Source organism: Pedobacter jeongneungensis (assembly GCF_039538295.1).
Lineage (GTDB): Bacteria > Bacteroidota > Bacteroidia > Sphingobacteriales > Sphingobacteriaceae > Pedobacter > Pedobacter jeongneungensis.
Genome location: NZ_BAABBY010000006.1, coordinates 131,142 through 156,965 on the forward strand (window position 1 = coordinate 131,142; position 25,824 = coordinate 156,965).

Genomic DNA, 25,824 nt, shown 5'->3' on the forward strand with positions numbered 1-25,824 from the left:
ATATTTAAATAAATCTGTCATCCTGAGCTTGTTGAAGGAACTTGTTTAATACACGATTAAGTGTTTCGACAGGCTCAACATGACAGTTTGAATGAAAATTATTTAATAATATAACCTCTTTTTATAAAACAGTTAACTCAAGATGGTCAACTGTAAACTGATTAAGCTAATTTAGCCAACGCTTCTTTAATTCTTTTCAGTGCTTCTACCAAACTCTCGTCTGATGCAGCGTATGATAAACGGATATAGTTATTGTTACCGAAAGAATCGCCGCCCACAGTTGCTACGTGACCAACGTTTAATAAGTATAAAGCTAAATCCGAAGAATCTTTAATTACATTTCCTTCAGCATCTTTTTTGCCAAAAAATGAGCTGATTTCAGGGAAGAAATAAAAAGCACCATCAGGAAGGTTGGTTTTTACACCCGGAATTTCATTTAATAAGTTATAAACCAGCTCTCTGCGGCGTAAAAATGCTTCTTTCATTTCTAAAACGCTTGCTAATCCTTGTTCATAAGCAACAATACCCGCTCTTTGTGCAATAGAACATGTTCCAGAAGTGGTTTGTCCCTGTAATTTATCATTAGCAGCTGCAATTTCTTTATTTGCGGCAATATAACCTAATCTCCAGCCCGTCATGGCGAAAGCTTTTGAGAAACCATTTACGATGATTACGCGGTCTTTAATGCTATCGAATTGGGCGATTGATTCGTGTTTGTCAACAAAGTTGATATGCTCATAAATCTCATCAGAAAGAATATAGATATTTGGATGTTTTTCAAAAACAGCAACCAATGCAGCCAATTCCTCTTTGCTGTAAACCGAACCGGTTGGGTTGCAAGGAGAAGAAAACATAAAAAGTTTCGATTTCGGTGTAATGGCCGCTTCTAACTGTGCTGGTGTAATTTTGAAATTGCTTTCAATATCAGTATCAATAAAAACAGATTTTCCTTCTGCCAGGGTAACCATTTCCGAATAAGAAACCCAGTAAGGAGTCGGGATAATTACTTCATCTTCCGGATCGATCAACGTTAAAATTACATTCGATAAAGATTGTTTGGCACCAGTAGAAACAACGATCTGAGAAATATCATAATCAAGGTTGTTCTCTGTTTTTAATTTATTTACAATCGCCTGGCGCAAATCTGGGTATCCCGGTACCGGAGAGTAACGCGTATAATTTTCATCTAACGCTTTTTTAGCAGCATTTTTTACATGGTCAGGCGTATTAAAATCGGGTTCGCCAACGCTTAAACTGATGATATTGATGCCCTTAGACGCTAATTCGCGGCCTAATTTGGTCATTTTAAGGGTTGCAGATTCTGACAGACTGTTGATTCTTTTCGATAAGGTGCTCATGGTTAATTACTTTGAGCGCAAATATATAAACCAAATATTATTCTGCACTAAAAAAGGCAGAGTTTTTCTCATTTAATTTATCGGTTAACCGTATTTTTGAAAAAAATATATTGTGTCGGTTAAAAAGAAAGCCATCATTATTTCCCTTGTAGTAAGTATTGTATTGATGCTCGCCAAGTTTATTGCTTACTTTATTACCGGTTCCAACTCCATTTTAACCGATGCTGCTGAAAGCATTGTGAACGTTATTGCCGGTAGTTTTGCTTTCTACAGCATTTACCTGAGTACACAGCCTAAAGATGAAAACCACCCTTACAGGCACGGGAAAGTTGAATTTTTCTCTGTATTTGTAGAAGGCATCCTGATCCTGATTGCAGGTATAGCCATTATTTTTAAATCTTCCTACAATCTGATTTATCCTCATGCCGTTGGCGAACTCTTAACAGGAACCCTGATTATCGGCATTACAGGATTGATTAACCTCATCGTGGGGCTTTATCTGATCAGCACTGGCAAAGAAGTGCATTCTGTTACTTTACAGGCAGATGGTAAACATTTGTTAACCGATACTTACACCAGTGGAGCCATTGTTATTGGCCTAATACTGATTCAACTGACAAATATTATTTGGTTAGATAGCTTACTCTCTGTGTTAGTGGGCTTTTATATTGTTTATTCGGGTTATAAACTCACACGCGGCTCGGTTGGCGGACTAATGGATGAAAGTGATTTTACACTGGTTGAGGAAGTAGTTGCGGTATTGCAGAAGTACCGCCATAATCCATGGATTGACGTACACAACCTGCGTACACAACAATATGGCCCAGAATTTCACATCGATTGCCATGTAACTTTACCCTATTATTTTGATTTAAATATGGTTCACCGCGAAATTTCGCAGATAGATGAACTGATCAATAAAAACGGGATACGCAAAGCCGAACTTTTTATCCACGCTGATCCTTGTTTGCCCGAATGTTGCCATTATTGCCATATGAGCGAATGTAAGGTAAGGGCTGAGGCTTTTAAAAAAGAAATCGTCTGGACACCAGAAATAGTCATAAAAAACAAAAAACATTTCGAAAATGAGCTACTTTAATGTAAGGGTATATGGGTTATTGATTAACCAGCACAACGAAGTTCTGGTGAGTGATGAAGAAGAATACGGTTTCCGTTTCAGCAAATTCCCCGGCGGTGGATTAGAACTTGGTGAAGGTTTGATTGACGGTTTGAAAAGAGAATTTGTAGAAGAATGTGAAGCCGAAATCGAAGTTTTATCTCACTTTTATACCACCGACTTTTATGAAAAATCATCATTTAATGATAGCCAGGTCATCAGTGTTTATTATTTAGTTAAAGAAAAAGCACCATTACAACTGGCATTTAAAGATACCATTTACGATTTCGATGGCGAAGGTGAAATTTTGCAGGCTTTCAGATGGGTAAAAATAGAGGATTTGGATATCGAATCAATCACCTTCAAAACCGATAAAACCGTTGCCCAACTTTTAAAAGAACAATATTCAGTTAAATAATAAATATTTATGTCAGATACTTCCGAAATCCAAACTCCGAACACCCAACTAAATCTAACTGAACGCGATCAAAAGGTGATTTGGCACCCTTATACCCAAATGAAAAATGCCCTCCCGCACATCCCGATTGTAAGGGGAGAAGGTGTATATGTTTTTGATGAGAATGGTAAAAGATATATTGATGCCGTTTCGTCTTGGTGGGTAAACATTCACGGACATTCACATCCATACATCGCCGAAAAAGTAGCAGAACAGCTTAAAGTGCTGGAGCATGTTATTTTTGCCGGTTTTACGCACGAGCCGGCAGTTTTATTGGCAGAACGTCTTTTACCGATATTACCAGGCAAGCAGGATAAGGTTTTTTATACCGATAATGGTTCTACCGCAGTAGAAGTGGCCTTAAAAATGTGTTTGCAATACTGGGACAATAAAGAAAAACCGAAAACAAAGATTCTGGCATTTAAAAATGCTTATCATGGTGATACCTTTGGCGCCATGTCAGTTAGTGGCCGGAGCATTTTTACCGATGCTTTTAACAGTTTATTATTCGATGTAGAATTTATCGATCTGCCAAACGAAGAAAATATTTCAGCACTTCAAAATCAAATCTCCCAACTCCAAACTGAGGCTGCTTGTTTCATCTTCGAGCCTTTAATTTTAGGTTCAGGTGGAATGTTAATGTATGAAGCAAAATACCTGGATCAGCTTTTATCTGCCTGTAAAGATGCACAGATTTTAACCATCGCTGATGAAGTAATGACAGGTTTCGGTAGAACAGGAACTTATTTTGCCTGCGAAAAACTAACCAATAAACCTGATATTATCTGTTTAAGTAAGGGTTTAACCGGCGGAACAATGCCTTTGGGCGTAACTACCTGTACCAATGAAATTTTTGAAGCTTTTTTAAGTGATGATAAATTAAAAACGCTTTACCACGGACATTCATTTACGGCCAATCCAATTGCCTGTGTGGCATCTCTGGCGAGTCTGGATATCCTTTTAAGAAGTGAAACACTGCAGAATATTAAAAGGGTAGAGGCCAAACACGCCATATTTCTGGATGAAATTAAAGGCCATTCCAAAGTAAAGGCCATCAGGCAAACAGGTACTATTATCGCCATTGAGTGGGAAACAGGCAATGAAACATCTTATTTAAGTAACCTGCGTAATTTACTGTATGCCTATTTCTTAGATAAGGGAATTATTTTACGTCCACTGGGAAATATTATCTATATCCTGCCACCTTATGTAATTAGTGATGAAGACCTGGATTATATTTACGCGACTATAAAAACGGCATTGGAAGAAATATAGTTTAAGGCCATGGAGCAGTTCTTAGTAGTGGTGTAACATGTTACCATCTTACAATCCATTAAAACTTTATGCAAAGTCAGGTTATAACACCTGACTTTACTAGAAAAGATTCTTCACTGTGTTCAGAATGACAATTTTGGTTATATCACAGTGGTTCATGTCTCCACGAATTACCTACAGTGTAAATCATACTCGAGGCTCCAAATATTTACTAAGCGCCTCATTAAGAAAATAATTCCAGCCGCCATTAAAACTTGATTTTGCAAAGTCTGGTCCGTTTGTTACAAAGCTTTCTAAGCCTGTGTGTGTCAGTTTCAATAAGGTTTTATCACCTTGTTCAAACAACTCCCAGCTTACTTCAGAGTTGCCGGGTAAGCCATCATAACGCCAGGTATATGCGATTTTTTTACCGGGTATAACTTCCGTCACCTCACAAAGGTGAAGGTATTGATGACCATTATCAGCTCCACCGCTAAACTGAAATTTAAAGCCAACTTCAGGCTTAAAATCGGCCAATTGAAAATACCATTGCTTAATTTCGTTATTATCAGTTAAAGCATTCCACACTTTTTCGATAGGAACATTATAGATCCGCTTTACGATAACTGGTTCGTTTTCCATGTTTATTAGATTTGGTTTTTATGATAGCAATTATTCGCTTAGCCTAATGGCATTTTGCTCATATCCATATATAAAATGCTCCATCTTTGTCCGTCCAGATCCACAAAACCACAGCCGTACATCCAGCCATCTTTATAACCGGGTTCGCCATAAATTGTACCACCTGCAGCTACAACTTTTTGGGCAAGCTCATCAACTTCTTCAGGACTTTCTGCATCAATAGAAAATAATACTTCACCACCGCGGCGTATATCGGCAATATTAGTACCGGCAAAGCTTTCGTATAATGCTTCTTCGAAAAGCATAATGGCTAAATTGCTTTCACCCACTAAAAAACAGGCTGAATCTTCGCGTGCGCCATACTGTAGATTAAGGTTGAAGCCTAAGGCTGTAAAAAATGCTTTCGATTTATTAATGTCTTTTACCGGAAGGTTTATCCAAAGTGATTTTGTCATAACGTTTTATATTTTGTTGTAAGTAAAGATAAGGAACGGATGATGGAATTGACCTTGCTAAAAACGAAAAATTACAGGGCTATTTGAGACAATTATAATATCACTATTAAACAGGATTTTTGAAAAAATATAGTTGGCTAGAGATGTTATTCCCAACTTAATTGGAAATCTTGGAGATTATTGTATTAAGATTAGCTTCGCTGAACACTTCGTGGTTCCTGCAGGCGCGGGAAGCCCGCTTTAAAATCTATCAATGGTAATTAATCCATTCCCTACAATTTATACAATTTCTGCGGATGTTGTTCTGCGTGGTTTAAAATTAAATTTAAGATATAACTGTTGGACTGGTAAATGGATAAATCATTCTTAAGCGGAGCCAAACCATCCGAAAGATAATTTTTATCGGTAAAATAGCCCATTCCATAAAATTTACCTTTCTCTACAAGCAAACAGCTAAACTCTTCGTCTTTTCTGCCTTCATCAACCAGTGCAAAACTGGGTTGCTGGTTTTGAATATCATTTAAAGCTGCATTTAATTTTTTATTGTAAACAGCTACCGTTTCTATTCCGCTGCAGGCACCAAAACATTGTCCGTTTTCATGCGCATAACATTTTGTTGCTGTTTTTTGGAGGTAGCAGAGCTTGGCACAAAGCTGGTATTTATCAATTAATTGGGTTAAAAAGTTGTAGCCTTCCAATAAACTGTTAAAACTCTGTATGGCATTGTTGTTTTTTTTATGCTTATCAACAGCTAAACGCAGGTATCCGTTCTGATCTTCAAAAACATACAGGTCGTATTTGTGCTCGTAACGTTTCATGGCACGGTTATTTTCGGGCCAGAGGCGTTTAATTTCATTTGCTTCTAAAATCAAAGCCATCAGCTCCGTTCCGCAAATCACAAAATCTACATGATGGATGGTCCGTAAAAACTCCTGGCGCTGGCGGTTTGGGGTATTCCCTGTAAAGTGACTGGTAACCCGTTTTTTAAGGTCTTTAGCCTTGCCAACGTAAACAATTTTACCTTTACTATCTTTAAAATAGTAAACTCCCGGCTGATTAGGCAATCTTAAAATAGAAGCTTTATCCAAATGTGGAGGTAAAACCTGTTCTTTCGAAGTTTTCTTTAACATTTCCGGAATAATTCCTTCCAGGTCATTATCTAATAACATGTTAAAGAGGATGCTCGTGGCATCGGCATCGCCCGCAGCCCTGTGGCGGTTCTGTAATGGAATTTGCAAAGCAGTACACAATTTACCCAAACTGTATGATGCTTTTCCGGGAATTAACTTCCTGCTCAACCTTACCGTACAAAGTTTTCTGCACTGCAGATCAAAACCCGCAGCAGCTAAATGGTGTTTCAAAAAAGAATAATCGAAATTCACATTGTGTGCCACAAAAACCTTATCACTCAGCAACTGGTAAATCTGTAGTGCAACATCAGCAAAAGCCGGCGCATCTTTTAACATGGCATTATCAATGCCCGTTAGCGCTGTAATGTAATCCGGAACCGGTTGTTTAGGATTGACCAGGGTAGTATAAGAATCAACAATCTGATTGCCGTCATGGATGTTAATGGCAACTTCGGTAATGCCATTTGCTGAGGCATGACCACCAGTGGTTTCGATATCTACAACTGCGTATAACATTAAATTGATTTGAGATACAAATCTATGCTAAAATAATTAGTATAAAAATAATTTTGATGATTTCTTTAGCATAAAAAAAGAGCGGTTACATTATTTAACGTAACCGCTCCGGTATTTTGTATATCAGTTTTACTAAAGCTTGCTTAATAGTTTGCTTAAATTCGGCTTAATACCGATATTGATTGGTACTGTGTTAAAAGCCCGGTTCTGGATTTTGCTGAAACCATACATGTAACTGGCCTCTACAAATAAATTGGCACCACCAATATTGTATTCAATACCCGCACCACCTTCTGCAATGCCCATTCCGTTTGATTTATTATCCTGCGTCACCTGTAGGTTTGAAGTATTTACTGCAACCTGTGGGGTGAGGATAATACCACCGCCGGCACCTGCAAAACCATAAAATGCCCATTTATTTACAATTTTGCGGTAACCCAATGCCATATTTAATAAGTAAGTGGTCGCCCTGCCTTTTTGTAAAGTGTAGGTATAGCCTGCATCGGGTATAATCTGGTTAAAAGTGAAAGCATGTAAGCTTACTTTAGGATATAAAAACAGGCCACCATTGCCTAAACCCAAATTTAGCCCCAAAGAAGTGGAGAATTTAGGTTTAAAATAGTCTGAAGTTTCGCCCATGGGGAAAGCAAATCCAATTCCACTCATCGAGTAAAGTTTATCAGGTCTGCCCTGCGCTTTCGCTTTAATTGACATCACCACACAGAGTAATATCATTGGTGTTAATAATTTTAGTTTCATATCTGTTTTTTTTTAATTTAGGGTTAAGGCGTTTACTTTTTGAAGTAAATCAGCCATATTAAATGGTTTCTCTAAATAATCGTCGGGATGATATTTTTGGGATGCAATATAATTTTCGTCGTATCTGGCCGAAGCGAGGATAATCGGAATCCCTTCTGTTTCAGGGTTTAGCCTCAGTTCTTTAAATACAGCACGTCCATCCATTCCATTTAACATAATGTCGAGAATAATCAGGTCTGGCGCAAAATCCCTGATGGTTTTAAAGATATACCTTGGCGATAACAGGGGGAAAACTTTATAATGTTCAGTTTCCAAAACCTCCTGAAAAACCTCTAATACATCAGGATCATCGTCCACAACCAATACTCTTTTCAAAACAGATAAATCAATTAATAACTAAATAGACTATCCTAATACAAAGTTTGGCGAGGAATGTTTTAAGGTGCCGGTAAAAAATAATTCTAAAGAAAAAGGTTAGGCACGGAGCGCTAGGTGGTGGGATCTGATTTTTGTTCTTCCTGCGGGAAATTGTTTTTTACAAAATCAGCAAAATGCGCTTCATGGGTTGGAGATAAAGTAAATGAAGTTTCCTCCGACAGGAAAATTTTATTTCCCAATACGCTTTTAATCTGTTGTTTTGCAATTACTACTGTGTGGCTGATCTGGATAAATGCCGAATGTTTCTTCAGCATTTTCAAAGTTTTGATAAAATTTGATCTTGAGCTTAAAAATGTATTCTTAATGGTTTTAAACCGGATATCTTCTCCGAATTCTTCTACTGCAATCAGTTCGTTCAGGTCAATCCGTACCAAATCTCCGTTTTCTCCCTGCAGGGGGATATAAAAGAAATACTCATCACTTACTGAAAACATATTGGGTGCCTCTTTACCGGTAGGATAAAGGTTATTGATGGTTTTAGTGAAATGCAAAATTGAATAGGGCTTAAGCAGATAGGCATCAGCCTCAACCTTAAAAGCATCAATGGCATAACGTGCATGTGCTGTGGTAAAAACCAGGTGTTTCGTTTTTTGCCTTAATAAACCAGCCAGTTCCAGTCCCGAAAGCGAAGGCATTTCCACATCCATAAAAATAATGTCTACTGGATTGGAAACAGATATTTCAGCGAGTGCCTTAAGCGGTTCGGTAAAAGTTTTGATAAGTTTTAAATCCGGCAACTTATCCATATACGCAATTAGGCTTTCGAGAGCGTGCGGGTCGTCATCAATAGCGATGCAACTTATTGGCATTTTTTCATGTTTAGGTGATGCAAATTACAATTTCACCTAATAAAAAGGAAAAAAAACATCTTGGTAAAGGATTTTTATCTATTCGGCAAGGAAAAAAGCCTTTTCTTTTGAAATTGTTGCAGAACCTTAAGGTTTTAAGTAAAAATATTAAATCAAAGTAGAGGTTGTGCGCTTTATTTTTAATATTACCTTAAAGTAATTTTTAGTATCGCTGAAATAATTAAACGATGCATTTTCGCCATAGGCATAATCCAATCGCTTTTTGATGTTTTCTATGCCCGAACTTAAACCAGATGTATTTTTAATAGCTTTAATTAAATTTGATGTTTCGATAATGAGGTGATCTTGCTCAATTTTTAAACTCACCTCTGCAGGGTTAGATTCTGCAGATAGTTCTCCATGTTTAAATATGTTCTCAACCAGGGTAATGAGTACCATCGGAATGATCTGCAGGTTCCTGATTTCATCATCGTACCAAAAACGGAGCCGGATGTTATGGTCATTGCGGAGCTGATGTAAATTGATCAGATTTTCTACCTGGTTAATTTCTTCTCCCAGCAATATAAATTCGCGGTCTTTATTACTGTCTACCGAATATCGCATCATTTCTGCGAGCGAATGGATGGCTTCAGCTGCAAAGGGAGACGAATCGCGGGCATTTTGATAAATGAAATCTAAAGTATTAAATAATAAATGAGGTTGTATCTGTGCTTTAAGAAAGGCATTTTCTGAACGGGCGATCTGGATGAGGTTATATAAACGCTGTTTTTCCAGTTCCTCCGTCTTTTTTCGCTCCTTAATGTAACGCATTAAAAAATAATATCCTGTAGAGAAACACATAAAATAGACACACCGGTACAGTGGGGCCAGAAAATACTGCAGATTTAGCTCAATCTTACCGGATCCGGTATAGGCTGTATGGAAAATGATAATATAATCGAGTAAAACGGCGATCATTAAATAAGCCGTAATTTCGAGCAAAACAGCCAGAGGAAGTTTCCATACGGTTTGTTTTGGATTTGTAAAAGCTATTGCCAGCACCACATGGGCATGCACATAAAAAGTAATGATATTGAGCGTATAGTATAAAATATATGGAGGCAGGCGACCAAATTTCCCGTTAATCAGCCCTACAATAATAGATTCGTAAAAGATAAAAATTATCCAGACTATGATGTGGAGTTTTTTGCTGGTTACCCATTTTACTAACGGGTTTTGTCTCTTGTTTACGCTTTCGTTTGTTGCGATCATCTGGCTAGTTAATTGGGGGACGGCTAAATAGTTAACAAAAAAAACCAAAGGCTTAATTGTTTAACAACGAAAATACTAAAAATTTAGTTTTAAGAACGACTTGTTTTGATGGTTTTTTCTTTAATGTACTCCTGTATGCTTTCGCGGTAATTATTTCCGATGTTAATGGTAAGGTCGTTAATCATTTTTAATGTATTGCCCTCCACTTTTTCGATGTAATTTTTAGCAATAATAAAGGAGCGGTGTGCCTGTACAAAATTCTCATAATCCTTTAAAATAATCCTGATTTCTGACAAGGCAATGTAGGATACAATAGTTTCGTTAAGTGTAAAAATCCTTACATAATTTTGAAGGCTCTCTATTGCAACAATATCTGCATACCTTACTTTAATCAGGTTATTCTTTTCGCTTTTATTGCGCACAAAGAAATAATCGTCTTCCTGTTTTACGGTAACATTGGGCACACTTGGCGCGTATGGAAAAAGGTGATTAATGGTTTCGGCAAAACGCGCAAAAGTATAAGGCTTTAATAAATAGGCGCTTGCATACATTTCAAAAGCTTCGTAAGCATATTTAGAATGTGAAGTGGTAAATATTAATTTGTCGGTTTTATGCCGGATGGCCTTTGAAAGTTCAAGCCCCGAAATCATGGGCATATCTACATCTATAAAAATAATATCAACCTGTTCTCCTGCAGTAATTTCTTTTAAAGCCTGTAAAGGATCAGTATAAGATTGTATTAACTGAACGTTTGTAAGGTTATTAATATACGCTGTTATCCCGTTGACGGCATGTTTGTCGTCATCGATTACGATGCATGTAAGTTTCATTAGGTGTGTGTTATGTTCTACTAAATTATGGCATGCATTTTTAAATAAAGAAATTATTTTCTGTTTGTATTTGTGATTAGTGGTTATTGTAAATAATATGATACGAATATGTTTTCCGGGCATAATCGCCGGTTTAATTAAAGGAAACCACAATATCGGACCTGCGGAAAAGAAAACAAAATGATTTAATTACTTGTATAACAATATATTGTATTTTGAATCGTAGTAATTAATAGATATATTTATTATCCTGAATATTCACCCTGAAAATCCCTAAAACCTATTTTTTATGAAAAATAAAATCCGCACCACAAATAGATTAAACGTATCCATTACCAAAAAAGTTATCGAACTGCAGGAAAGAGGATACGATTGTGATTTCCTTTTACTGGCAAACGGCAGCCTGTTGTGCATGCAAACCAATTTTAAATATCCTTTAAATACGGTTTCTATTAAGCAGATGGAACATGGTTACGATTTCTTTAGCCACTCTTATAAACATGTACATACCATAGAAACCGGGAATGGCGAAAGGGGAGTGCTTTTAACCGAGAAAGCATTTTAGTTGTAACTTTCGTTTTCTTACAATTTTATTTCTGCTTAAGGGCTGAAATTTGTGTTATAAATAATTAAAATATGACACATTTAACCCAACCCACCATACTGGTTACCGGTGCAACAGGAAGCGTAGGTTCAGTATTGGCAGAACAGTTAGCTTTTAAAAACATTCCTTTCAGGGCATTGGTAAGAAGCCTGGATAAAGCCAGCAATTTAAAGCAGCTTAAGTGCGCAGAAATAGTTACCGGCGATTTTAACGATAAGCAAAGTATTGTAAATGCTTTAGCAGGTATCGAAAAAGTTTTTCTCCTGAGTAATTCTTCTGAAACGGCAGAAAGCTTGCAATGCAATTTTGTTGATGCAGTTATGGAAAGTAATGTTAAGCACATTGTTAAACTTTCTCAGTTTGCTGCAGATATGAATTCGCCAGTTCGTTTTCTCCGTTACCATGCTGCTGTAGAACAAAGAATAAAGGATACAGGTTTACAATATACTTTTTTAAGACCAAATCTGTTTATGCAGGGATTACTTGGTTTTGCAGATCCCATAAAATATCAGCAGCAATTTTTTTCTACTGCAGGTGATGCAAAAATCAGTTTGGTTGATACCCGCGATATCGCCGCTGTGGCCTTACAAGCGTTGGTTAGCAGAGATAATGAAAGTAAGATTTACAACATTACAGGTCCTGAAGACCTAAGTCACAATGATATAGCAGAAATCCTCTCCGAAATATTAGAGAAGGAAATTAAATATATTAACGTATCTGATGAAGAACTGAAAGCGGCTTTATTACAGGCCGGTTTTCCATCCTGGCAGGCAGCTGGTTTAATAGAAGATTATGCACATTATGCCCGTGGTGAAGCAGCTATGGTTAGCCACGATGTAATGGAAGTAACCGGTAAAGCGCCGGGAACATTTACAAATTTTGTTAAGGAATACAGGTCTGCTTTTGAGTAATGTTATTGTTTAACCTCAGATACGCACAGATTTTTATATGCATATTTTGCCATCGTGTTGCCGGATGTTACCATCCGGCAATTCATTAATTTGAAATATATCTTTCATCGTGGTGTTGGATATTACCATCCGACACTTTAGATGGAAACATCTGACTGCACTTTTTAAAAAACTTTCCTTTATTTATTTTGTTTAAGTTTTATTAGATATATTTAAACAAAATAATGAATTATTCCATTTCAGATCTTGAACAGCTTTCGGGCATTCATTCTCATACCATCAGGATCTGGGAGCAGCGCTATAATGCCTTAAGTCCAACGCGGACTGAGGGCAATACCCGCCTGTACGATGATAAACAGTTAAGAAAATTGCTAAACATCGTTAGTTTAAATAAAAGCGGCCTAAAAATTTCCAAAATATGCCGCCTTTCTGATGAAGCCATTGAAACACTTTTAGATGAGCAGCTTACTTATCCTTCTATCGACGAAGAGGCAGAATATTACATTTCGAAGCTGATTGGTTATGGATTGTCTTTTGACGAGCCCCATTTTAATCATTTAATAGATGAAGGGATTAAGAAGCTGGGTTTATCAGGTTGTTACCGCAAAATTATGTATCCTTTGCTGGTCCGTTTGGGATTAATGTGGCGAAAAGACGATATTTGTCCTGCTCACGAGCATTTTTTATCCAATATTATCCGTCAGAAAATATTTACACATATTAATCATCTTCCGGAAGCACCATCTTCAGCCGCAAGGTGGCTTCTTTTTTTGCCAGAAGATGAAGATCACGACATCGGACTGCTTTTTGCAAATTATATGTTGAGGATGCACCACCATCAGGTTATTTTTTTAGGTAGTAAAGTTCCGTTGGATTCCATCAAACGCGTATTTGCTTCCTTAAATGTAGATCAGGTTTTATTTTTTATGATAAAATCACGATCAGCATCTGTGGCACAGAAATATATCGGTCAGTTATCAGAAATATGCGCATCTGCCCAAATCCACCTCGCCGGAAATGGTCAGGTTATCAGTAAATTACAAAATATCGGTCACATCAACTGGTTTAAAACCCTTGATGAATTTGAAGCATCCATTCCCAATCCACTCTTACATGAAAGAAATTTTTGATCAACTCTCTGCCGATTGCAGCCGGCTTACTACCAGGCGTTATAGTACCAGTTTCTCATTCGGTATTTATTTTCTTGGTAAGGAACTGCGTCTGCCTGTTCATTCTATTTATGGTTTTGTGCGTTTAGCTGATGAGATTGTAGATAGTTTCCATCACTTTGATAAAAAATTTCTGCTCGGAAAATTTAAACAGGATACTTTTGAGGCCATTAATCTGGGCATTAGTTTAAACCCGATTTTAAATTCTTTTCAAAAGGTGGTCAATCATTATCAGATTGATCATGAACTCATTGTTTTATTTCTAAAAAGTATGGAAATGGACCTTTCGGAACAGAAATATACTCCCGAACTATACAATGAATATATATTGGGTTCTGCAGAAGTGGTTGGTTTAATGTGCCTAAAGGTTTTTACCAATGGAGATGATGAACATTATGAGCAGCTAAAGCCATATGCAATGAAACTGGGCTCTGCTTTCCAAAAAGTAAATTTTCTGCGGGATGTTAAGGCTGATCATCAGGCACTTAACCGTAATTATTTTCCAAATGTTAACCTCGCGGTATTTTGTGATAACCAGAAGCGGCAGATAGAGCATGAAATTGAGGCCGAATTCGATGTTGCCCTGGCTGGAATAAAGATGTTACCTCCAGGCGCCCGTAATGGCGTGTATTTGTCGTACATCTATTACAAAAAATTATTTGCCAAAATAAAACGCCTGAGTGCTGAAAAAATCATGACGGAAAGGATCAGGATTTCGAACACACGCAAAGTTGGTTTGATGTTTGATTCTATCATCCGCAATAAGTTAAACGTAATTTAAATGGAAGAACAGGTTATTCTGGTAGATCAGAATGATGTGCCGGTGGGACAGATGGAAAAAATGGAAGCACATGAAAAAGGCTTGCTTCACCGTGCTTTTTCGGTTTTTATTTTCAATTCGAAAAATGAACTCTTGCTACAGCAACGGGCATTAAGTAAATATCATTCTGGTGGCTTGTGGACCAACACTTGCTGCAGTCACCCCAGAATGGGCGAAACCAATATGGATGCTGCCAATAGACGTTTAAAAGAAGAAATGGGAATGGATTGCGAGCTGGATTATCTGTTTAAGTTTACCTATAAGGCAAAATTTGAAGATGGTTTAACTGAGCATGAGGTAGACCATGTTTTTTTTGGTACAAGTGATGAACTGCCACTGATTAACCCTGTTGAAGTAGAAACGTTTAAATACATCAGGCTAGAAGCTTTGGCAGCTGATATTGAGCTTAATCCTGGTCTTTACACACCCTGGCTGCGGATTTGTTTAGATAAGGTAATGGAGCATGTAAAAGCATAAAAACAAAAAACGGGCATACAGCCTAAGCCATATACCCGTATCTAAATTAACGCTCTCGAGGACAAATATAGGACTACTTTATAAAAATCCTAAAAGTTTAACATTTCTTTTACTTTGAGATTATACTTAAAAGTTTCGTTTGAAAACTATTATTTGCTAAGCCATTAATATTTAAGAGATTAGTGTTTTGACTTCTTTTGAAGAAATGATAATTATTTTTCTTTTTGGTGATATAATTTTTGACATTTCTCGCAATAATAGGTTTGCCGGTGGGTTTTTCCCAGTTCTTTTTTCTCTATATTATGTTTTCGGGGACATTCTTTCTGGCTATAAACTTCCCAGTGTTTGCTTAATGTATTTTCCTTTTTCCATTTTAAAAAATCAAAACTGTAATTGCGTGCCTCTTTAACCAAAGCTTTTAATTTTGCAGGAGGTAAACTTTTAATTTTTGTCAGCGGATGTACACGGATACGGTACAAAACTTCATTTTTAATGATGTTGCCAACACCGCTGAAAATCTGTTGGTCCATGAGCACATCACAAACCAAAGCCTCGGGCATATCTTTCAGTTTTTTGATAGCGGCTCTGCTGTTCCACTCCTCAGCCATAATATCATTCTCCCAGTTGTAATGTTCTTTAACATTTCCTTCCAGCAGATCGACTTTGCAGGTGTAAAAGTTTAGCACATCTTTTTTTAAAACGAGTCCTAAAGTTAATGGTGTTTTCTTCTCCTGATTAAGAAGGTAGGTGCCAAAAAGCATAAAATGGATGCGGACGGTGAAATCTTTAAAACAAATCAGAAAATGTTTGCCCCAGCTTTTAAAATCGATTATTTTTTGATGTAATAACCGGTCTTTATCAATGTTTTTAGCATTTCCTGCAACTTCCAGTACCTCAGGTTTGCCCAGGTAAAGGTCTTTTATTAAATCCTTTAATATTACAATCGATGGGCCTTCTGGCATATTATTCTTCCTCCAGTTTCCGGAATTTAAATTTGTCTTTTATATGGGCATTAAAGTACCGCCCTTTTGATCCTGAAGCTTTTAATAATTTATAAACTTTTTCAGGCACTTTTTTGTACAGGTAAACCATATCTGTTGTAAATATGATTTTCAACGTTTCGGTAGCGGTATCATAACTAAAATATTTAATTACTGATGATGGCATAACCTGCAGTTTATATTTAAAAACAGCTGCTGTTAAAAATGGTTTTACTCGTTTTTAAGCTCTGATTCTTCTTTTGCCACCTTGATTTTTTCCTTTTTAAGGTCAATCCGGATGATGTTATACAAGCTCATATACACATTTGCGATCCACACGATGGAGAAAAAGGCAATAATGTAACCCCGCCAATCGGGATAAATTAAAGTAAACCTGGTAATAATCAATAACAGTGCGGTAACGTAATGGCTAAAACAATATTCGCAGGTAAAAACGTAGAAAAATTTTCTTTTAACAAGTTTGTTGCAGTTTTTCGAACGGTCTACACAAAATTCTCGTGCCTCCCTAAAAATTTCTTCTTTGGTAACCGTCCAGGCGATGCATGCAACGGGCAGTGCCATAATAAAAAGGTAATAAATGTGTGCTTCCATAAACAATCAGATCCGGGTATAAGTACAACCTCAAAGGCGGGGAAATGTTTAACCGGGTAAGAAACATTTTTAAGTATATTTATGTTAATTAACTATTTAATCAATATTGTTATGGAAAGATCAGAAATTTTATCATTGCTTGAAGTTATTAATCAACAGGTGAGTTCGTCAGTTTTAGGTGGGAGGGAAGAAGACTATGAGGAACTGGAAAGCATGGGCCTGATTACGATTAACCGTGAATCTGTGCAATGGTCGGCAGCGATGACGCCTGCAGGAAATGCTTATTTAGGACATGATTAAATCGAATTGGGAGTAGAAATACTTTTAATAATATCATTAGTTATGATCAGTATTGTTTTGACCATAGCAGGCATTGAAGAAAATATAAACCCGAAGCTTATGTAGCAAGATGTTATAATTTATGGCATTACTACCTAACGCTGACTGATTTATTGCCTAAATTCTGCTAAATTTGCCGCAAGTTTAGAATTGTGCCTGCATAAACAAATGGCCATCCTATCTTCCAATATGAACGATTTACAACTTAGAACAGTAAATGTTACCCGTTACGTTACGCCGCTGCGCGAAGGGGGCTCGATGCCCGCCATTGCAGAGGCCGACGATAATTTCCTGTACGTGCTTAAATTTAGGGGAGCTGGACAAGGCACCAGGGCATTAATTGCAGAATTAATAGGCGGTGAAATTGCCCGGATACTGGGTTTACGTGTTCCCGAACTGGTTTTTGCCAATCTTGATGAGGCATTTGGAAGGACAGAACCTGACGAAGAAATCCAGGATTTATTAAAAGCGAGCGTAGGGTTAAATTTAGCACTGCATTATCTTTCCGGGGCCATTACTTTCGATCCGACAGTCACTACTGTTGACGCTAAATTAGCTTCGCAGATTGTATGGCTGGATTGCTTTTTAACTAATATGGACCGTACCTGCCGCAACACCAACATGTTGATCTGGCATAAAGAACTCTGGTTAATTGATCATGGGGCATCTTTATACTTTCACCATTCGTGGCAAAACTGGCAGGAACAAGCTGTTAAACCATTCTTTTTGGTAAAAGACCATGTGTTATTGCCGTGGGCTACCGAACTGGAAAGTGTACACGAGGAATTTACAAAAATCCTTACACCCGAAAAAATAAAAGCAGTAATCGATATTATTCCTGATGACTGGCTGGAAGGCGAAACGAATTTCGAAACCAAAGAAGATCACCGCAAAGCCTACATTTATTTCCTCACCGAAAGATTGTCACACGTTGACGTATTTTTAAAAGAAGCACAGCATGCAAGGGAAATTCTTATTTGAGTATGCTGTAATCCGCGTAATGCCCAGGGTAGAGCGTGAAGAATTTATGAACGTGGGGATTATCTTGTTCTGTGCAAAGCAAAAATATTTAAAAAGCATTTTTGTGTTAAACGAAGCGAGGATAAAAGCTTTTTCGCCGGGTATTGATCTGGCAGAACTGAAAGAAAATTTATGTGCCTTTGAGCGCATCAGTATCGCGGCTAAAGGATCTGGACCAATTGGGCAATACGATCAGGCTTCGCGTTTCAGATGGCTTACCGCTACCAGAAGTACTGTGGTGCAATGCTCAAAAGTACATCCTGGTTTTTGCGATGATGCCGAAGAAACATTATTGAGGTTGCATCAGGAGCTGGTTTTGTAACGCTTTGTGTATAGCGCCCGGCGCTAAGCGTTTAATTTACCTTAACAGCAAATACTTTTAGTCTGCGAACAATTAAACAGTTAAACAATTAACCGATTTAACTATCCAGCAATTAACCGATTAACCAGTTTAAACATTTAACCATCTAACCTTGCCAAAAGAATATTTCAAAAAACTTCAGGATCTCCTTAATACCGAGCGCGAAGAAGATTTACAATCTTATTTAAAACTTACTGAAAATACTTCTGCTGCAGACAGGAGGGCATTAGGCTTAACATGGTATCCGATTGCGATCAGGAATACAGAAATTGGCCGCGGCGATTATTTAACCGTAGAGTTAGAACGGACTACCCATCAGGATTTTTCACATCAGTTTCGTTTTGGCTCTGCTGTGGTGTTATTTTCAAATCACGATGCTAAAGAAGACCGGATTGAAGGAATTATAACGCATCAGAGTGGGAGCAGGATGAAAATCAGCTTGCGGGTAGATGAACTGCCTGACTGGACCAGAAACGGAAAACTTGGCGTTGATCTGCTTTTTGATAACAACAGTTATGATGAGATGCAGCAAGCCCTTAAGCAGGCCACAAACCTTGCCGAAGATGAGGCGGAAAATAAGCTGATCAGAATTTTAACCAAAGGTGATAAACCTTCATTTAGAGGGGAAGAAAAGTTTATTATTCCCAATACTTTAAACGATTCGCAACAGCTGGCGGTAAATAAAATTGTTTCGGCAGATCATCTGGCCATAGTGCATGGTCCGCCGGGAACCGGAAAAACCACAACGCTAGTACATGCCATAAAATCGTTGGCTAAACACAGTGATCAGAAAATTCTTGTTGTGGCGCCAAGTAATACTGCAGTTGACTTATTGACTGAAAAACTGGCTGCCGAAGGCTTAAAAGTAATCAGGGTGGGTAATCCGGCCAGGGTTTCAGAGAGATTACTTGCTGCTACACTCGATCATCAAATGGCCGATCATGCTGAAATGAAAACCATTAAAGCATTAAAAAAACAGGCCAGCGAGTACAAAAACATGGCTCATAAATACAAACGCAGTTTTGGCAGGGCAGAACGCGAGCAGCGCAAAGCCCTGTTTGATGAAGCACATAAAATTGGAAAAGAAGTCGAAAAAACGGAACAGTATATTATGGATAACCTGTTTACCAAAGCACAGATTATTACCGCAACTTTGGTAGGAGCGAACCATTATACCGTTAGAAACTTAAAGTACAATACGATTGTAATCGATGAAGCCGGACAAGCTTTGGAGCCGGCCTGTTGGATCCCTATTTTAAAAGCACGAAAGGTGATCTTAGCCGGCGATCATTTTCAGCTTTCTCCAACCATAAAATCAAATGAAGCCGCAAGAAATGGCCTAAGTAATACTTTATTAGAAAAGGCTGTAAGTCTTCATCCAGAGGCTGTTGTGTTGCTTAATGAGCAGTATAGGATGAATAAGGATATTATGGGTTATTCATCTCAGGTATTTTATAATAATGAATTAAAAGCGCATCACACGGTGGCCGGTCATTTATTATTTGAAGGTGATCAGCCCATTCAGTTTATTGATACGGCAGGTTGCAGTTATGATGAGAAATTAGATGGAACAAGCACCACCAATCCTGATGAAGCTGCATTTTTGGTTAAACACTTAACACATCTTGTGAGTAATTTAACGGTTCAGTATTCAGGGGATTTCCCATCTGTTGCGATTGTTTCTCCTTACAGGCAACAGGTTCAGATCCTGAAAGAGCTGGTACAGGAAAATGAAATATTAAGCCCATACCTGGATAAAATCGCGGTGAATACTATAGATAGTTTTCAGGGACAGGAGCGTGATGTGGTGTACATTAGTTTAACCCGGAGTAACGGGGAAGGAAGCATCGGCTTTTTGTCTGATACCAGAAGGATGAACGTAGCCATGACAAGGGCCCGGAAAAAACTGATAATTGTTGGGGATAGTTCTACACTTTCAAAATCTAAGTTCTATGCAGATTTTATACAATATGCTGAAGAATTGAATGCCTACCACAGTGCCTGGGAATTTATGGAGCTATAGTTATAAAACTGTTACTTTCAATATCTGAAAGAGCTGAATAAAATTTGTTATTTTTACGCTTAATAGCCTCATAATTAAATTGTAAAACCTGGTTTGTTAAATAAGTTTTTTGAAAATATTTATGCCGGTAAATATTGTATGCGGGCTTACTATACTTATTATTCATGACTGAAACTGTTAAAATTCTCATCGCTGATGATAGCGAGATGATGAGGCTTGTAATGAAGCGTTTGTTTACCAAATACGTTGTTTCGCCAAATATTTCTGAAACCAGGAATTTACCTGATACCATAAACTACCTGAAAGAAAAAGCGATAGATTTTCTGCTTTTGGATATCAATATGCCGCAGGGTGATAGCAACCCGGATACCATAAGAGAAATTTTAACCATCCAGCCTGATATTAAAATCTGCATGTTCAGTGGTAATGATAAAGATCTGCTTGAACAAGATTTTTTAGCCGCAGGTGCCGTTGGTTTTGTTCAGAAAGATGAAAAAATGGGCGATTCCCTGCAGCAGGTAATTAACAGCGTTTTTAATTAAGCCTTTACGAGTTTCTTTTCTTCTTCAAGTTTGCCAGATATACTTGCACCTGCTATTAACAGCTCGTGGGTAATTGTTTTAGTGTATTCTGTTATTTCTGATTTAAAATCTTTTACCGAAGATCCTGAGCGGATTTCTTCCAAACGTTTTTCCCATTGTCCGGTAAGTTCTGCCTGTGCAATCTGCTTATCCTTAACTACTTCGTAAACAGCCAGGCCTTTATTGGTGGGCACCAGGTTTCTTTTTTCCCGCGTAATGTATTCTCTCGTAATTAAAGTTTCGATGATGGATGCACGTGTTGCCGGGGTACCTAAACCGCTGTCTTTCATGGCGTAACGCAATTCTTCATCCTCAATTTCTTTACCACAGGTTTCGAGTGCTTTTAATAACGATGCCTCATTGTACATTGGTTTTGGCTTGGTCTGCTTTTCTAATAAAGATTTTTCGGTAATGGGTAACAGTTCGCCAACCGTAACTTTTGGTAATGCCGCATTATCCTCATCTTTTTTATCATCTTCCGGATCATTAAAAACAGCCCGCCAGCCCGCAGAGCGGATTACAGTTCCATTGGCCACAAAGGTAAGACCCGATTGTATGGTGATCTTGGTAAGTTCCTTTAAACATTCCTGGTGGAAAGCTTCAATCATCCGGCCTACCACCATATCATATACGGCTTGTTTATCTGCACTTAGGCCATAAGCCTGTTCGCCGGTAGGTAAAACAGCATGGTGATCGGTTACTTTTTTCGCATTTACGCTCCGTTTATTTAACGTAACGGTTTGTAAAAACTGCGCCTGCTTGCCAAAATCTGGATGACCGGTAAATTTTGCAATCAGATCCGGCACGCCTGCAAAAACATCGTCTCCAATATACCGCGATCCGGTACGGGGATAGGAAACCAGTTTACTTTCGTACAAATTTTGCAAAATATTAAGCGTTTGATCGGCTGTATAACCTTTTTTCTTATTGGCTTCCTGTTGTAAACTACTTAAATCGTGCAACAGCGGTGGCGGTTCTTTACGTGGTTTTGCTTCAACGGCCGTAATGTTACCTCCCGCCGTGAAACCCGAAGCCACATCTTCTATCAGTGCAAATAATTTTTCTACTTCCTCTTTATCCTTATAATTTGTGGTTGATATCGCTTTAAAGGGCTGCTCATCTTTGGTAAGCAAAATGCTGATCTGGTAATAAGTTTGCGGCACAAAGTTTTTAATTTCTAAAAAACGTGCACAAATCATCGCCAGGGTAGGTGTTTGTACCCTTCCTAAAGAAAGTACGGTACGGTTGCCTGCAGAAATGCTTAAAGCCTGCGTGGCATTCATCCCCACCAGCCAATCAGACTCCGAACGGCAATGGGCAGAATTAAATAGAGTATCGTAATCTGTACCTGGTTTCAGGTTTCTGAAACCATCTTTTATGGCTTCATCTGTTTGCGAAGAAATCCACAGGCGTTTAAAAGGTTTTTTACACTTTAAATAATAGTAAATGTACCTGAAAATCAATTCACCCTCTCGTCCCGCATCCGTTGCCACAATAATCTCCGTAGCTTCATCAAAAAGTTTCTTAATGGTATCCAGCTGTTTCCTCACCGCAGGATCTTCTACAAAGCCATCTTTTGTTTTGATCTTTCTTATGGCAAGCTTAAATTTTTGCGGCAGCATGGGTAAATGCTGTTTTCGCCAGCCAATAAAGCCGTAATCCTGTGGAGGTGCCAATTGTAATAAGTGCCCGAACGCCCAGGTAAAAGAATATCCTTTACCTTCAATGTATCCGTCTTTTCTGGTGGTTGCTCCGAAAACTTTAGCAAGTTCACGACCAACAGAGGGCTTTTCTGCAATTACAATCTTCATGAATGGGCTTATCTTTTCAACCCCAAAGATGCTTAAAATAATGGCAATAGCTTAAAAAAATTACTCACAATGCCATTTAATGCTCCTTTTTAAAAACAATTATCTGTTAACTTTGTCCATGAGCCATATTGATTATTTTTATATCAAATTGATTAACAATCTGGTAAAACACTAATCTAACTGCTGCAATTTTTTTGTTAATGGATAAAATTTACGATCTGCAGGGAAGCCAGATAAAAGTAACGCTCGAACCAAAGCTGGTACGCGTATATAGCAATGCTTCACTTTGGAAATACCTTGATGGAAAAGCCGGTAGCCGCTTTAAGCTGCTGGTTGAGGTGATTAAAACAGATTATGAAGAACAATTTGGGCAGCCGCTCGCCATTTCGAACGACTCACTCCTTGTAGAAATCATCATACACGTATATTGCGATTACCTGGGCCTGAATTTTAACCGCATCGTTCGGGTAAAATGGATCCAAAAATTAGTCGAAAAATTGCTCAAAAGGGCAGAGGTGATCGACTGTGGCGAGAAAAGTATAGATAGTAACCGTTGGGTGTGGGATTTACTGGCGGGCAGCAAATCACTGTTTATCCGAATCCTTCCTAAAAACCTGAACGCCAGAAATATTAAGCAACACTAATCCATCTGTGCAGCAAAAAGCTGTTCCTGGTTTAAAACCACGCTTGCAGCCAGGGTTTCGTTTAAAAATGCTGAGTTATATTGCTGCTCTGAGTTATTAATAAAAAGTACAGTCCGGTCTGAAATGGTGTTGATTACCTGATCGGCTAACTTTGCAGGAACAGCCGGGCAGCCCTGACTTCTGCCCAACCGGCCCAGTTGATCGATACTTTGCTGACTTACATAGCTCGCACCATGTACCACAATTGATCTTTCTCTCGCATTGCTGTTGAAACCCTGGTCCATGCCATCCAATTTTAGCGAACGGCCATGTTTGCCATAATAAATTTCGCCTGTTAAATAGAATCCCAAACTGCTTTGGTTGGAGTTAATGTTATTGGAAAATGCCGAGGGTTTATCGCCACCACTATTCTGTCCGTGGGCCACCCAGGTGTTCATTAAAAGTTTTTTATTGGCCAGATCGATAATGTAAAGGCGCTTTTTGCAGCTTTCCTGGTCGAAATCGGCAATGGTTAAGATGGATTTTGCATGCAGTAAACCCGAATATTTCATATTAAAGAATCCGGTTAACGCTTTTTCAAAAACCTGTTCACTTAGTCCTGCAGAATCTAAATGTACCAGATGATAAATGTTTAAAATGTATTTATTGTACAAACTGTCTGCAGCAATGGCTTTAACTGCGTCTTGTTGTGTGTGTGGAAGCTCCACGGCTTTCCAACTTGTTCCGACAATGCTCATACCCGCTAAAAAAATCGTAGCAATGCCCAGGATGTATTTCTTCATTCAGTACAGTTTAGTTTGATATTGAGCTATTTATACGGTTGTTTCAGTAAAATGTTGTGCATATTGATTTTGTAGTGCTACAAATACAGATGGTTTTACACTCTCATGACTTTAATAAATGTAGTATAGCTATCAGGAATATGATTTTCCTGTTTTTCATACAATAAACCTAACAAAGCAATTTATTTAGTGTTATTTCTTAAATCCCTCATCTATGAAAATTTTATTAACTGGTGCAAATGGCTATATCGGTACGAGATTACTTCCGCTTTTATTGGAAGATAATCATGAAATTGTTTGTATGGTCAGGGATAAACGCAGGTTTATTTCCGACTCTGATTTAAGCGATCGGGTAAAGATTATTACCGGCGATTTACTCCATGCAGAAACCTTAAATGAAATTCCTGAAGATATAGATGCCGCTTATTACCTCGTGCATTCTATGTCATCCAGCCAAAGTGGATTTTCAGACATGGAAAAAGCTTCTTCCGAAAATTTTTCGGCAGCAATAAAAAAGACAAACTGTAAACAGATTATTTATTTAACGGGCATTGCCAACGATGAACATTTATCCAAACATTTAGGTTCGAGGTTAGCGGTTGAAGAAGAGCTTAAATCATCAGGAAAAGCCTGTACTATTTTAAGGGCCGCCATTATTATTGGCTCTGGCAGTGCCTCTTTCGAAATTATACGCGATTTAACGGAGAAAATCCCTTTTATGATTACGCCAAAATGGGTAGAAACACGTTGCCAGCCAATCGGGATCCGTGATGTTTTGGCGTACCTGATCGGTGTATTACACAATGATAAGGCTTATCATCAAACTTTTGATATTGGCGGACCTGATATTTTAACCTATCGCGAAATGCTTTTGGGTTATGCCAAAGAACGGGGATTAAAGCGATGGATTGTGACTGTACCTGTACTAACACCAAGATTATCTTCTTTATGGCTGAACATGATTACACCGGTACCTTATTCATTAGCCCGGAGCTTGGTAGATAGCATGAAGAATGAAGTGGTTTGCAAGGATAACCACATCCAGGAAGTTGTACCGAGGAAATGTTTAACCTATGCAGAAGCGTTACACCTGGCTTTTGAAAAAATTGATCAGAATTCTATTGTTTCAAGCTGGAAGGATGCCCTGAACCGCGGTTACCTCAATTCTAATTTTATGGATCAGATTAAGGTACCACAAAACGGGACCTTGCAGTATAAAGTTAAGATGCCTTTTGAACGTAAAGCAGAAGAGGTTTTTGATAATATTTGGAGTATAGGCGGTAATAGAGGCTGGTATTTTATGGACTGGCTCTGGCATTTACGCGGGTTTTTAGATAAAATGTTTGGAGGGGTTGGAACACGCAGGGGCAGAACAAGTAACATCGACCTCCAGGCAGGTGATGTACTGGATTTCTGGCGGGTTTTACTGGCGGACAAAAAAGCCAAAAGATTGCTTTTATATGCAGAAATGAAAGTACCGGGGGAAGCCTGGCTCGAACTGAAATTAGTGGAGTTTCATGGAAAAGCTTTTCTATCACAGATTGCCACTTTCAGGCCCAAAGGTTTATGGGGAAGGATTTATTGGTACGCCATGTGGCCTTTTCATATTGTACTTTTTAAAGGCATGGCTAAAGAGATTACCACTTACAAACCCAATAATTAAATCTATTTAGC

At 38.1% G+C, this 25,824-nt stretch carries 29 protein-coding genes; 15 read left to right on the forward strand and 14 right to left on the reverse strand.

All coding sequences use genetic code 11. From position 1 onward, the window contains the following. Positions 1-161: 161 nt before the first annotated feature. Positions 162-1,358: a pyridoxal phosphate-dependent aminotransferase gene (locus tag ABD769_RS12850; protein WP_344851819.1), complete on the reverse strand. Its 1,197-nt coding sequence runs from the start codon at positions 1,356-1,358 to the stop codon at positions 162-164. Between the two features lie 112 nt (positions 1,359-1,470). On the opposite strand from ABD769_RS12850, the gene ABD769_RS12855 reads away from it, so the two are divergent. The 3 genes from ABD769_RS12855 to bioA are packed head-to-tail and all read left to right on the forward strand — an operon-like array spanning position 1,471 to position 4,207. Continuing rightward, positions 1,471-2,457: a cation diffusion facilitator family transporter gene (locus ABD769_RS12855; RefSeq protein WP_344851820.1), complete on the forward strand. Its 987-nt coding sequence runs from the start codon at positions 1,471-1,473 to the stop codon at positions 2,455-2,457. Next, a complete protein-coding gene (locus tag ABD769_RS12860; protein ID WP_344851821.1) occupies positions 2,444-2,893 on the forward strand; it encodes an NUDIX domain-containing protein in 450 nt (149 codons plus the stop codon). The genes ABD769_RS12855 and ABD769_RS12860 overlap by 14 nt, the downstream gene beginning before the upstream one ends. A gap of 9 nt (positions 2,894-2,902) precedes the next feature. Next, positions 2,903-4,207 (forward strand): adenosylmethionine--8-amino-7-oxononanoate transaminase, encoded by a 1,305-nt coding sequence (gene bioA, locus ABD769_RS12865; RefSeq protein WP_344851823.1) that lies wholly within the window; start codon positions 2,903-2,905, stop codon positions 4,205-4,207. A gap of 186 nt (positions 4,208-4,393) precedes the next feature. Here bioA and ABD769_RS12870 read toward each other — a convergent pair whose 3' ends face one another. The 8 genes from ABD769_RS12870 to ABD769_RS12905 all read right to left on the reverse strand — a co-directional run bounded on the left by ABD769_RS12870 (position 4,394) and on the right by ABD769_RS12905 (position 11,016). Then, positions 4,394-4,828 (reverse strand): SRPBCC family protein, encoded by a 435-nt coding sequence (locus tag ABD769_RS12870; protein WP_344851824.1) that lies wholly within the window; start codon positions 4,826-4,828, stop codon positions 4,394-4,396. 38 nt (positions 4,829-4,866) lie between these two features. Beyond that, positions 4,867-5,283 (reverse strand): VOC family protein, encoded by a 417-nt coding sequence (locus tag ABD769_RS12875; RefSeq protein WP_344851825.1) that lies wholly within the window; start codon positions 5,281-5,283, stop codon positions 4,867-4,869. A 272-nt stretch (positions 5,284-5,555) separates the two neighbouring features. Then, the gene (locus ABD769_RS12880; protein ID WP_344851826.1) at positions 5,556-6,929 is read right to left on the reverse strand and encodes an exonuclease domain-containing protein; all 1,374 of its coding nucleotides are present in this window, start codon (positions 6,927-6,929) and stop codon (positions 5,556-5,558) included. 132 nt (positions 6,930-7,061) lie between these two features. Then, positions 7,062-7,688 (reverse strand): autotransporter outer membrane beta-barrel domain-containing protein, encoded by a 627-nt coding sequence (locus ABD769_RS12885; RefSeq protein WP_344851827.1) that lies wholly within the window; start codon positions 7,686-7,688, stop codon positions 7,062-7,064. Positions 7,689-7,700: 12 nt separating this feature from the next. Further along, positions 7,701-8,063, reverse strand: coding sequence for a response regulator (locus ABD769_RS12890; RefSeq protein WP_344851828.1), 363 nt, complete (start codon positions 8,061-8,063; stop codon positions 7,701-7,703). Positions 8,064-8,176: 113 nt separating this feature from the next. After that, complete coding sequence (locus ABD769_RS12895) at positions 8,177-8,935, reverse strand: LytR/AlgR family response regulator transcription factor (RefSeq protein ID WP_344851829.1); 759 nt, start codon at positions 8,933-8,935, stop codon at positions 8,177-8,179. A 147-nt stretch (positions 8,936-9,082) separates the two neighbouring features. Beyond that, positions 9,083-10,186, reverse strand: a complete 1,104-nt coding sequence (locus ABD769_RS12900; protein ID WP_344851830.1) for a sensor histidine kinase — start codon at positions 10,184-10,186, stop codon at positions 9,083-9,085. A gap of 89 nt (positions 10,187-10,275) precedes the next feature. Then, positions 10,276-11,016, reverse strand: coding sequence for a LytR/AlgR family response regulator transcription factor (locus ABD769_RS12905; protein ID WP_344851831.1), 741 nt, complete (start codon positions 11,014-11,016; stop codon positions 10,276-10,278). A gap of 289 nt (positions 11,017-11,305) precedes the next feature. Between ABD769_RS12905 and ABD769_RS12910 the strand changes: the two genes are divergently transcribed. The 5 genes from ABD769_RS12910 to idi all read left to right on the forward strand — a co-directional run bounded on the left by ABD769_RS12910 (position 11,306) and on the right by idi (position 14,997). Next, complete coding sequence (locus ABD769_RS12910) at positions 11,306-11,581, forward strand: hypothetical protein (RefSeq protein ID WP_344851832.1); 276 nt, start codon at positions 11,306-11,308, stop codon at positions 11,579-11,581. A 71-nt stretch (positions 11,582-11,652) separates the two neighbouring features. Then, entirely contained in the window at positions 11,653-12,531 is an 879-nt protein-coding gene (locus ABD769_RS12915; RefSeq protein WP_344851833.1) for an SDR family oxidoreductase, read from the forward strand. 224 nt (positions 12,532-12,755) lie between these two features. Beyond that, positions 12,756-13,661, forward strand: coding sequence for a MerR family transcriptional regulator (locus tag ABD769_RS12920; protein WP_344851834.1), 906 nt, complete (start codon positions 12,756-12,758; stop codon positions 13,659-13,661). Continuing rightward, positions 13,645-14,481, forward strand: a complete 837-nt coding sequence (locus tag ABD769_RS12925; protein ID WP_344851835.1) for a phytoene/squalene synthase family protein — start codon at positions 13,645-13,647, stop codon at positions 14,479-14,481. Before ABD769_RS12920 ends, ABD769_RS12925 begins: the two co-directional genes overlap by 17 nt. Continuing rightward, complete coding sequence (gene idi, locus ABD769_RS12930) at positions 14,482-14,997, forward strand: isopentenyl-diphosphate Delta-isomerase (RefSeq protein WP_344851836.1); 516 nt, start codon at positions 14,482-14,484, stop codon at positions 14,995-14,997. 212 nt (positions 14,998-15,209) lie between these two features. On the opposite strand, the gene ABD769_RS12935 is transcribed toward idi, so the two are convergent. The 3 genes from ABD769_RS12935 to ABD769_RS12945 are packed head-to-tail and all read right to left on the reverse strand — an operon-like array spanning position 15,210 to position 16,589. Further along, positions 15,210-15,959 carry an endonuclease gene (locus ABD769_RS12935; protein ID WP_344851837.1) on the reverse strand — a complete coding sequence of 250 codons (750 nt, stop codon included), beginning with the start codon at positions 15,957-15,959 and terminating at the stop codon, positions 15,210-15,212. A gap of 1 nt (position 15,960) precedes the next feature. Further along, a complete protein-coding gene (locus tag ABD769_RS12940) occupies positions 15,961-16,164 on the reverse strand; it encodes a KTSC domain-containing protein (RefSeq protein WP_344851838.1) in 204 nt (67 codons plus the stop codon). Positions 16,165-16,208: 44 nt separating this feature from the next. Next, positions 16,209-16,589, reverse strand: coding sequence for a hypothetical protein (locus ABD769_RS12945; RefSeq protein ID WP_344851839.1), 381 nt, complete (start codon positions 16,587-16,589; stop codon positions 16,209-16,211). A gap of 111 nt (positions 16,590-16,700) precedes the next feature. Between ABD769_RS12945 and ABD769_RS12950 the strand changes: the two genes are divergently transcribed. The 5 genes from ABD769_RS12950 to ABD769_RS12970 all read left to right on the forward strand — a co-directional run bounded on the left by ABD769_RS12950 (position 16,701) and on the right by ABD769_RS12970 (position 20,874). Beyond that, positions 16,701-16,889 carry a hypothetical protein gene (locus ABD769_RS12950; RefSeq protein WP_344851840.1) on the forward strand — a complete coding sequence of 63 codons (189 nt, stop codon included), beginning with the start codon at positions 16,701-16,703 and terminating at the stop codon, positions 16,887-16,889. A gap of 228 nt (positions 16,890-17,117) precedes the next feature. After that, complete coding sequence (locus ABD769_RS12955; protein WP_344851841.1) at positions 17,118-17,909, forward strand: HipA family kinase; 792 nt, start codon at positions 17,118-17,120, stop codon at positions 17,907-17,909. Beyond that, the gene (locus tag ABD769_RS12960; protein WP_344851842.1) at positions 17,887-18,270 is read left to right on the forward strand and encodes a DUF3037 domain-containing protein; all 384 of its coding nucleotides are present in this window, start codon (positions 17,887-17,889) and stop codon (positions 18,268-18,270) included. Before ABD769_RS12955 ends, ABD769_RS12960 begins: the two co-directional genes overlap by 23 nt. 151 nt (positions 18,271-18,421) lie before the next feature. Next, the gene (locus tag ABD769_RS12965) at positions 18,422-20,332 is read left to right on the forward strand and encodes an AAA domain-containing protein (RefSeq protein ID WP_344851843.1); all 1,911 of its coding nucleotides are present in this window, start codon (positions 18,422-18,424) and stop codon (positions 20,330-20,332) included. A 164-nt stretch (positions 20,333-20,496) separates the two neighbouring features. After that, positions 20,497-20,874: a response regulator gene (locus tag ABD769_RS12970; RefSeq protein WP_344851844.1), complete on the forward strand. Its 378-nt coding sequence runs from the start codon at positions 20,497-20,499 to the stop codon at positions 20,872-20,874. On the opposite strand, the gene topB is transcribed toward ABD769_RS12970, so the two are convergent. Further along, positions 20,871-22,724 carry a DNA topoisomerase III gene (topB, locus tag ABD769_RS12975; protein WP_344851845.1) on the reverse strand — a complete coding sequence of 618 codons (1,854 nt, stop codon included), beginning with the start codon at positions 22,722-22,724 and terminating at the stop codon, positions 20,871-20,873. The two genes, ABD769_RS12970 and topB, sit on opposite strands and share 4 nt — an antisense overlap. Positions 22,725-22,924: 200 nt before the next feature. Here topB and ABD769_RS12980 point away from each other — a divergent pair, with 200 nt between their 5' ends. Then, positions 22,925-23,368, forward strand: a complete 444-nt coding sequence (locus tag ABD769_RS12980) for a hypothetical protein (RefSeq protein ID WP_344851846.1) — start codon at positions 22,925-22,927, stop codon at positions 23,366-23,368. Here ABD769_RS12980 and ABD769_RS12985 read toward each other — a convergent pair. Continuing rightward, the gene (locus ABD769_RS12985; RefSeq protein ID WP_344851847.1) at positions 23,365-24,150 is read right to left on the reverse strand and encodes a murein L,D-transpeptidase catalytic domain family protein; all 786 of its coding nucleotides are present in this window, start codon (positions 24,148-24,150) and stop codon (positions 23,365-23,367) included. The two genes, ABD769_RS12980 and ABD769_RS12985, sit on opposite strands and share 4 nt — an antisense overlap. Positions 24,151-24,364: 214 nt before the next feature. Between ABD769_RS12985 and ABD769_RS12990 the strand changes: the two genes are divergently transcribed. Next, a complete protein-coding gene (locus ABD769_RS12990; protein WP_344851848.1) occupies positions 24,365-25,813 on the forward strand; it encodes an SDR family oxidoreductase in 1,449 nt (482 codons plus the stop codon). Positions 25,814-25,824: the final 11 nt, after the last annotated feature.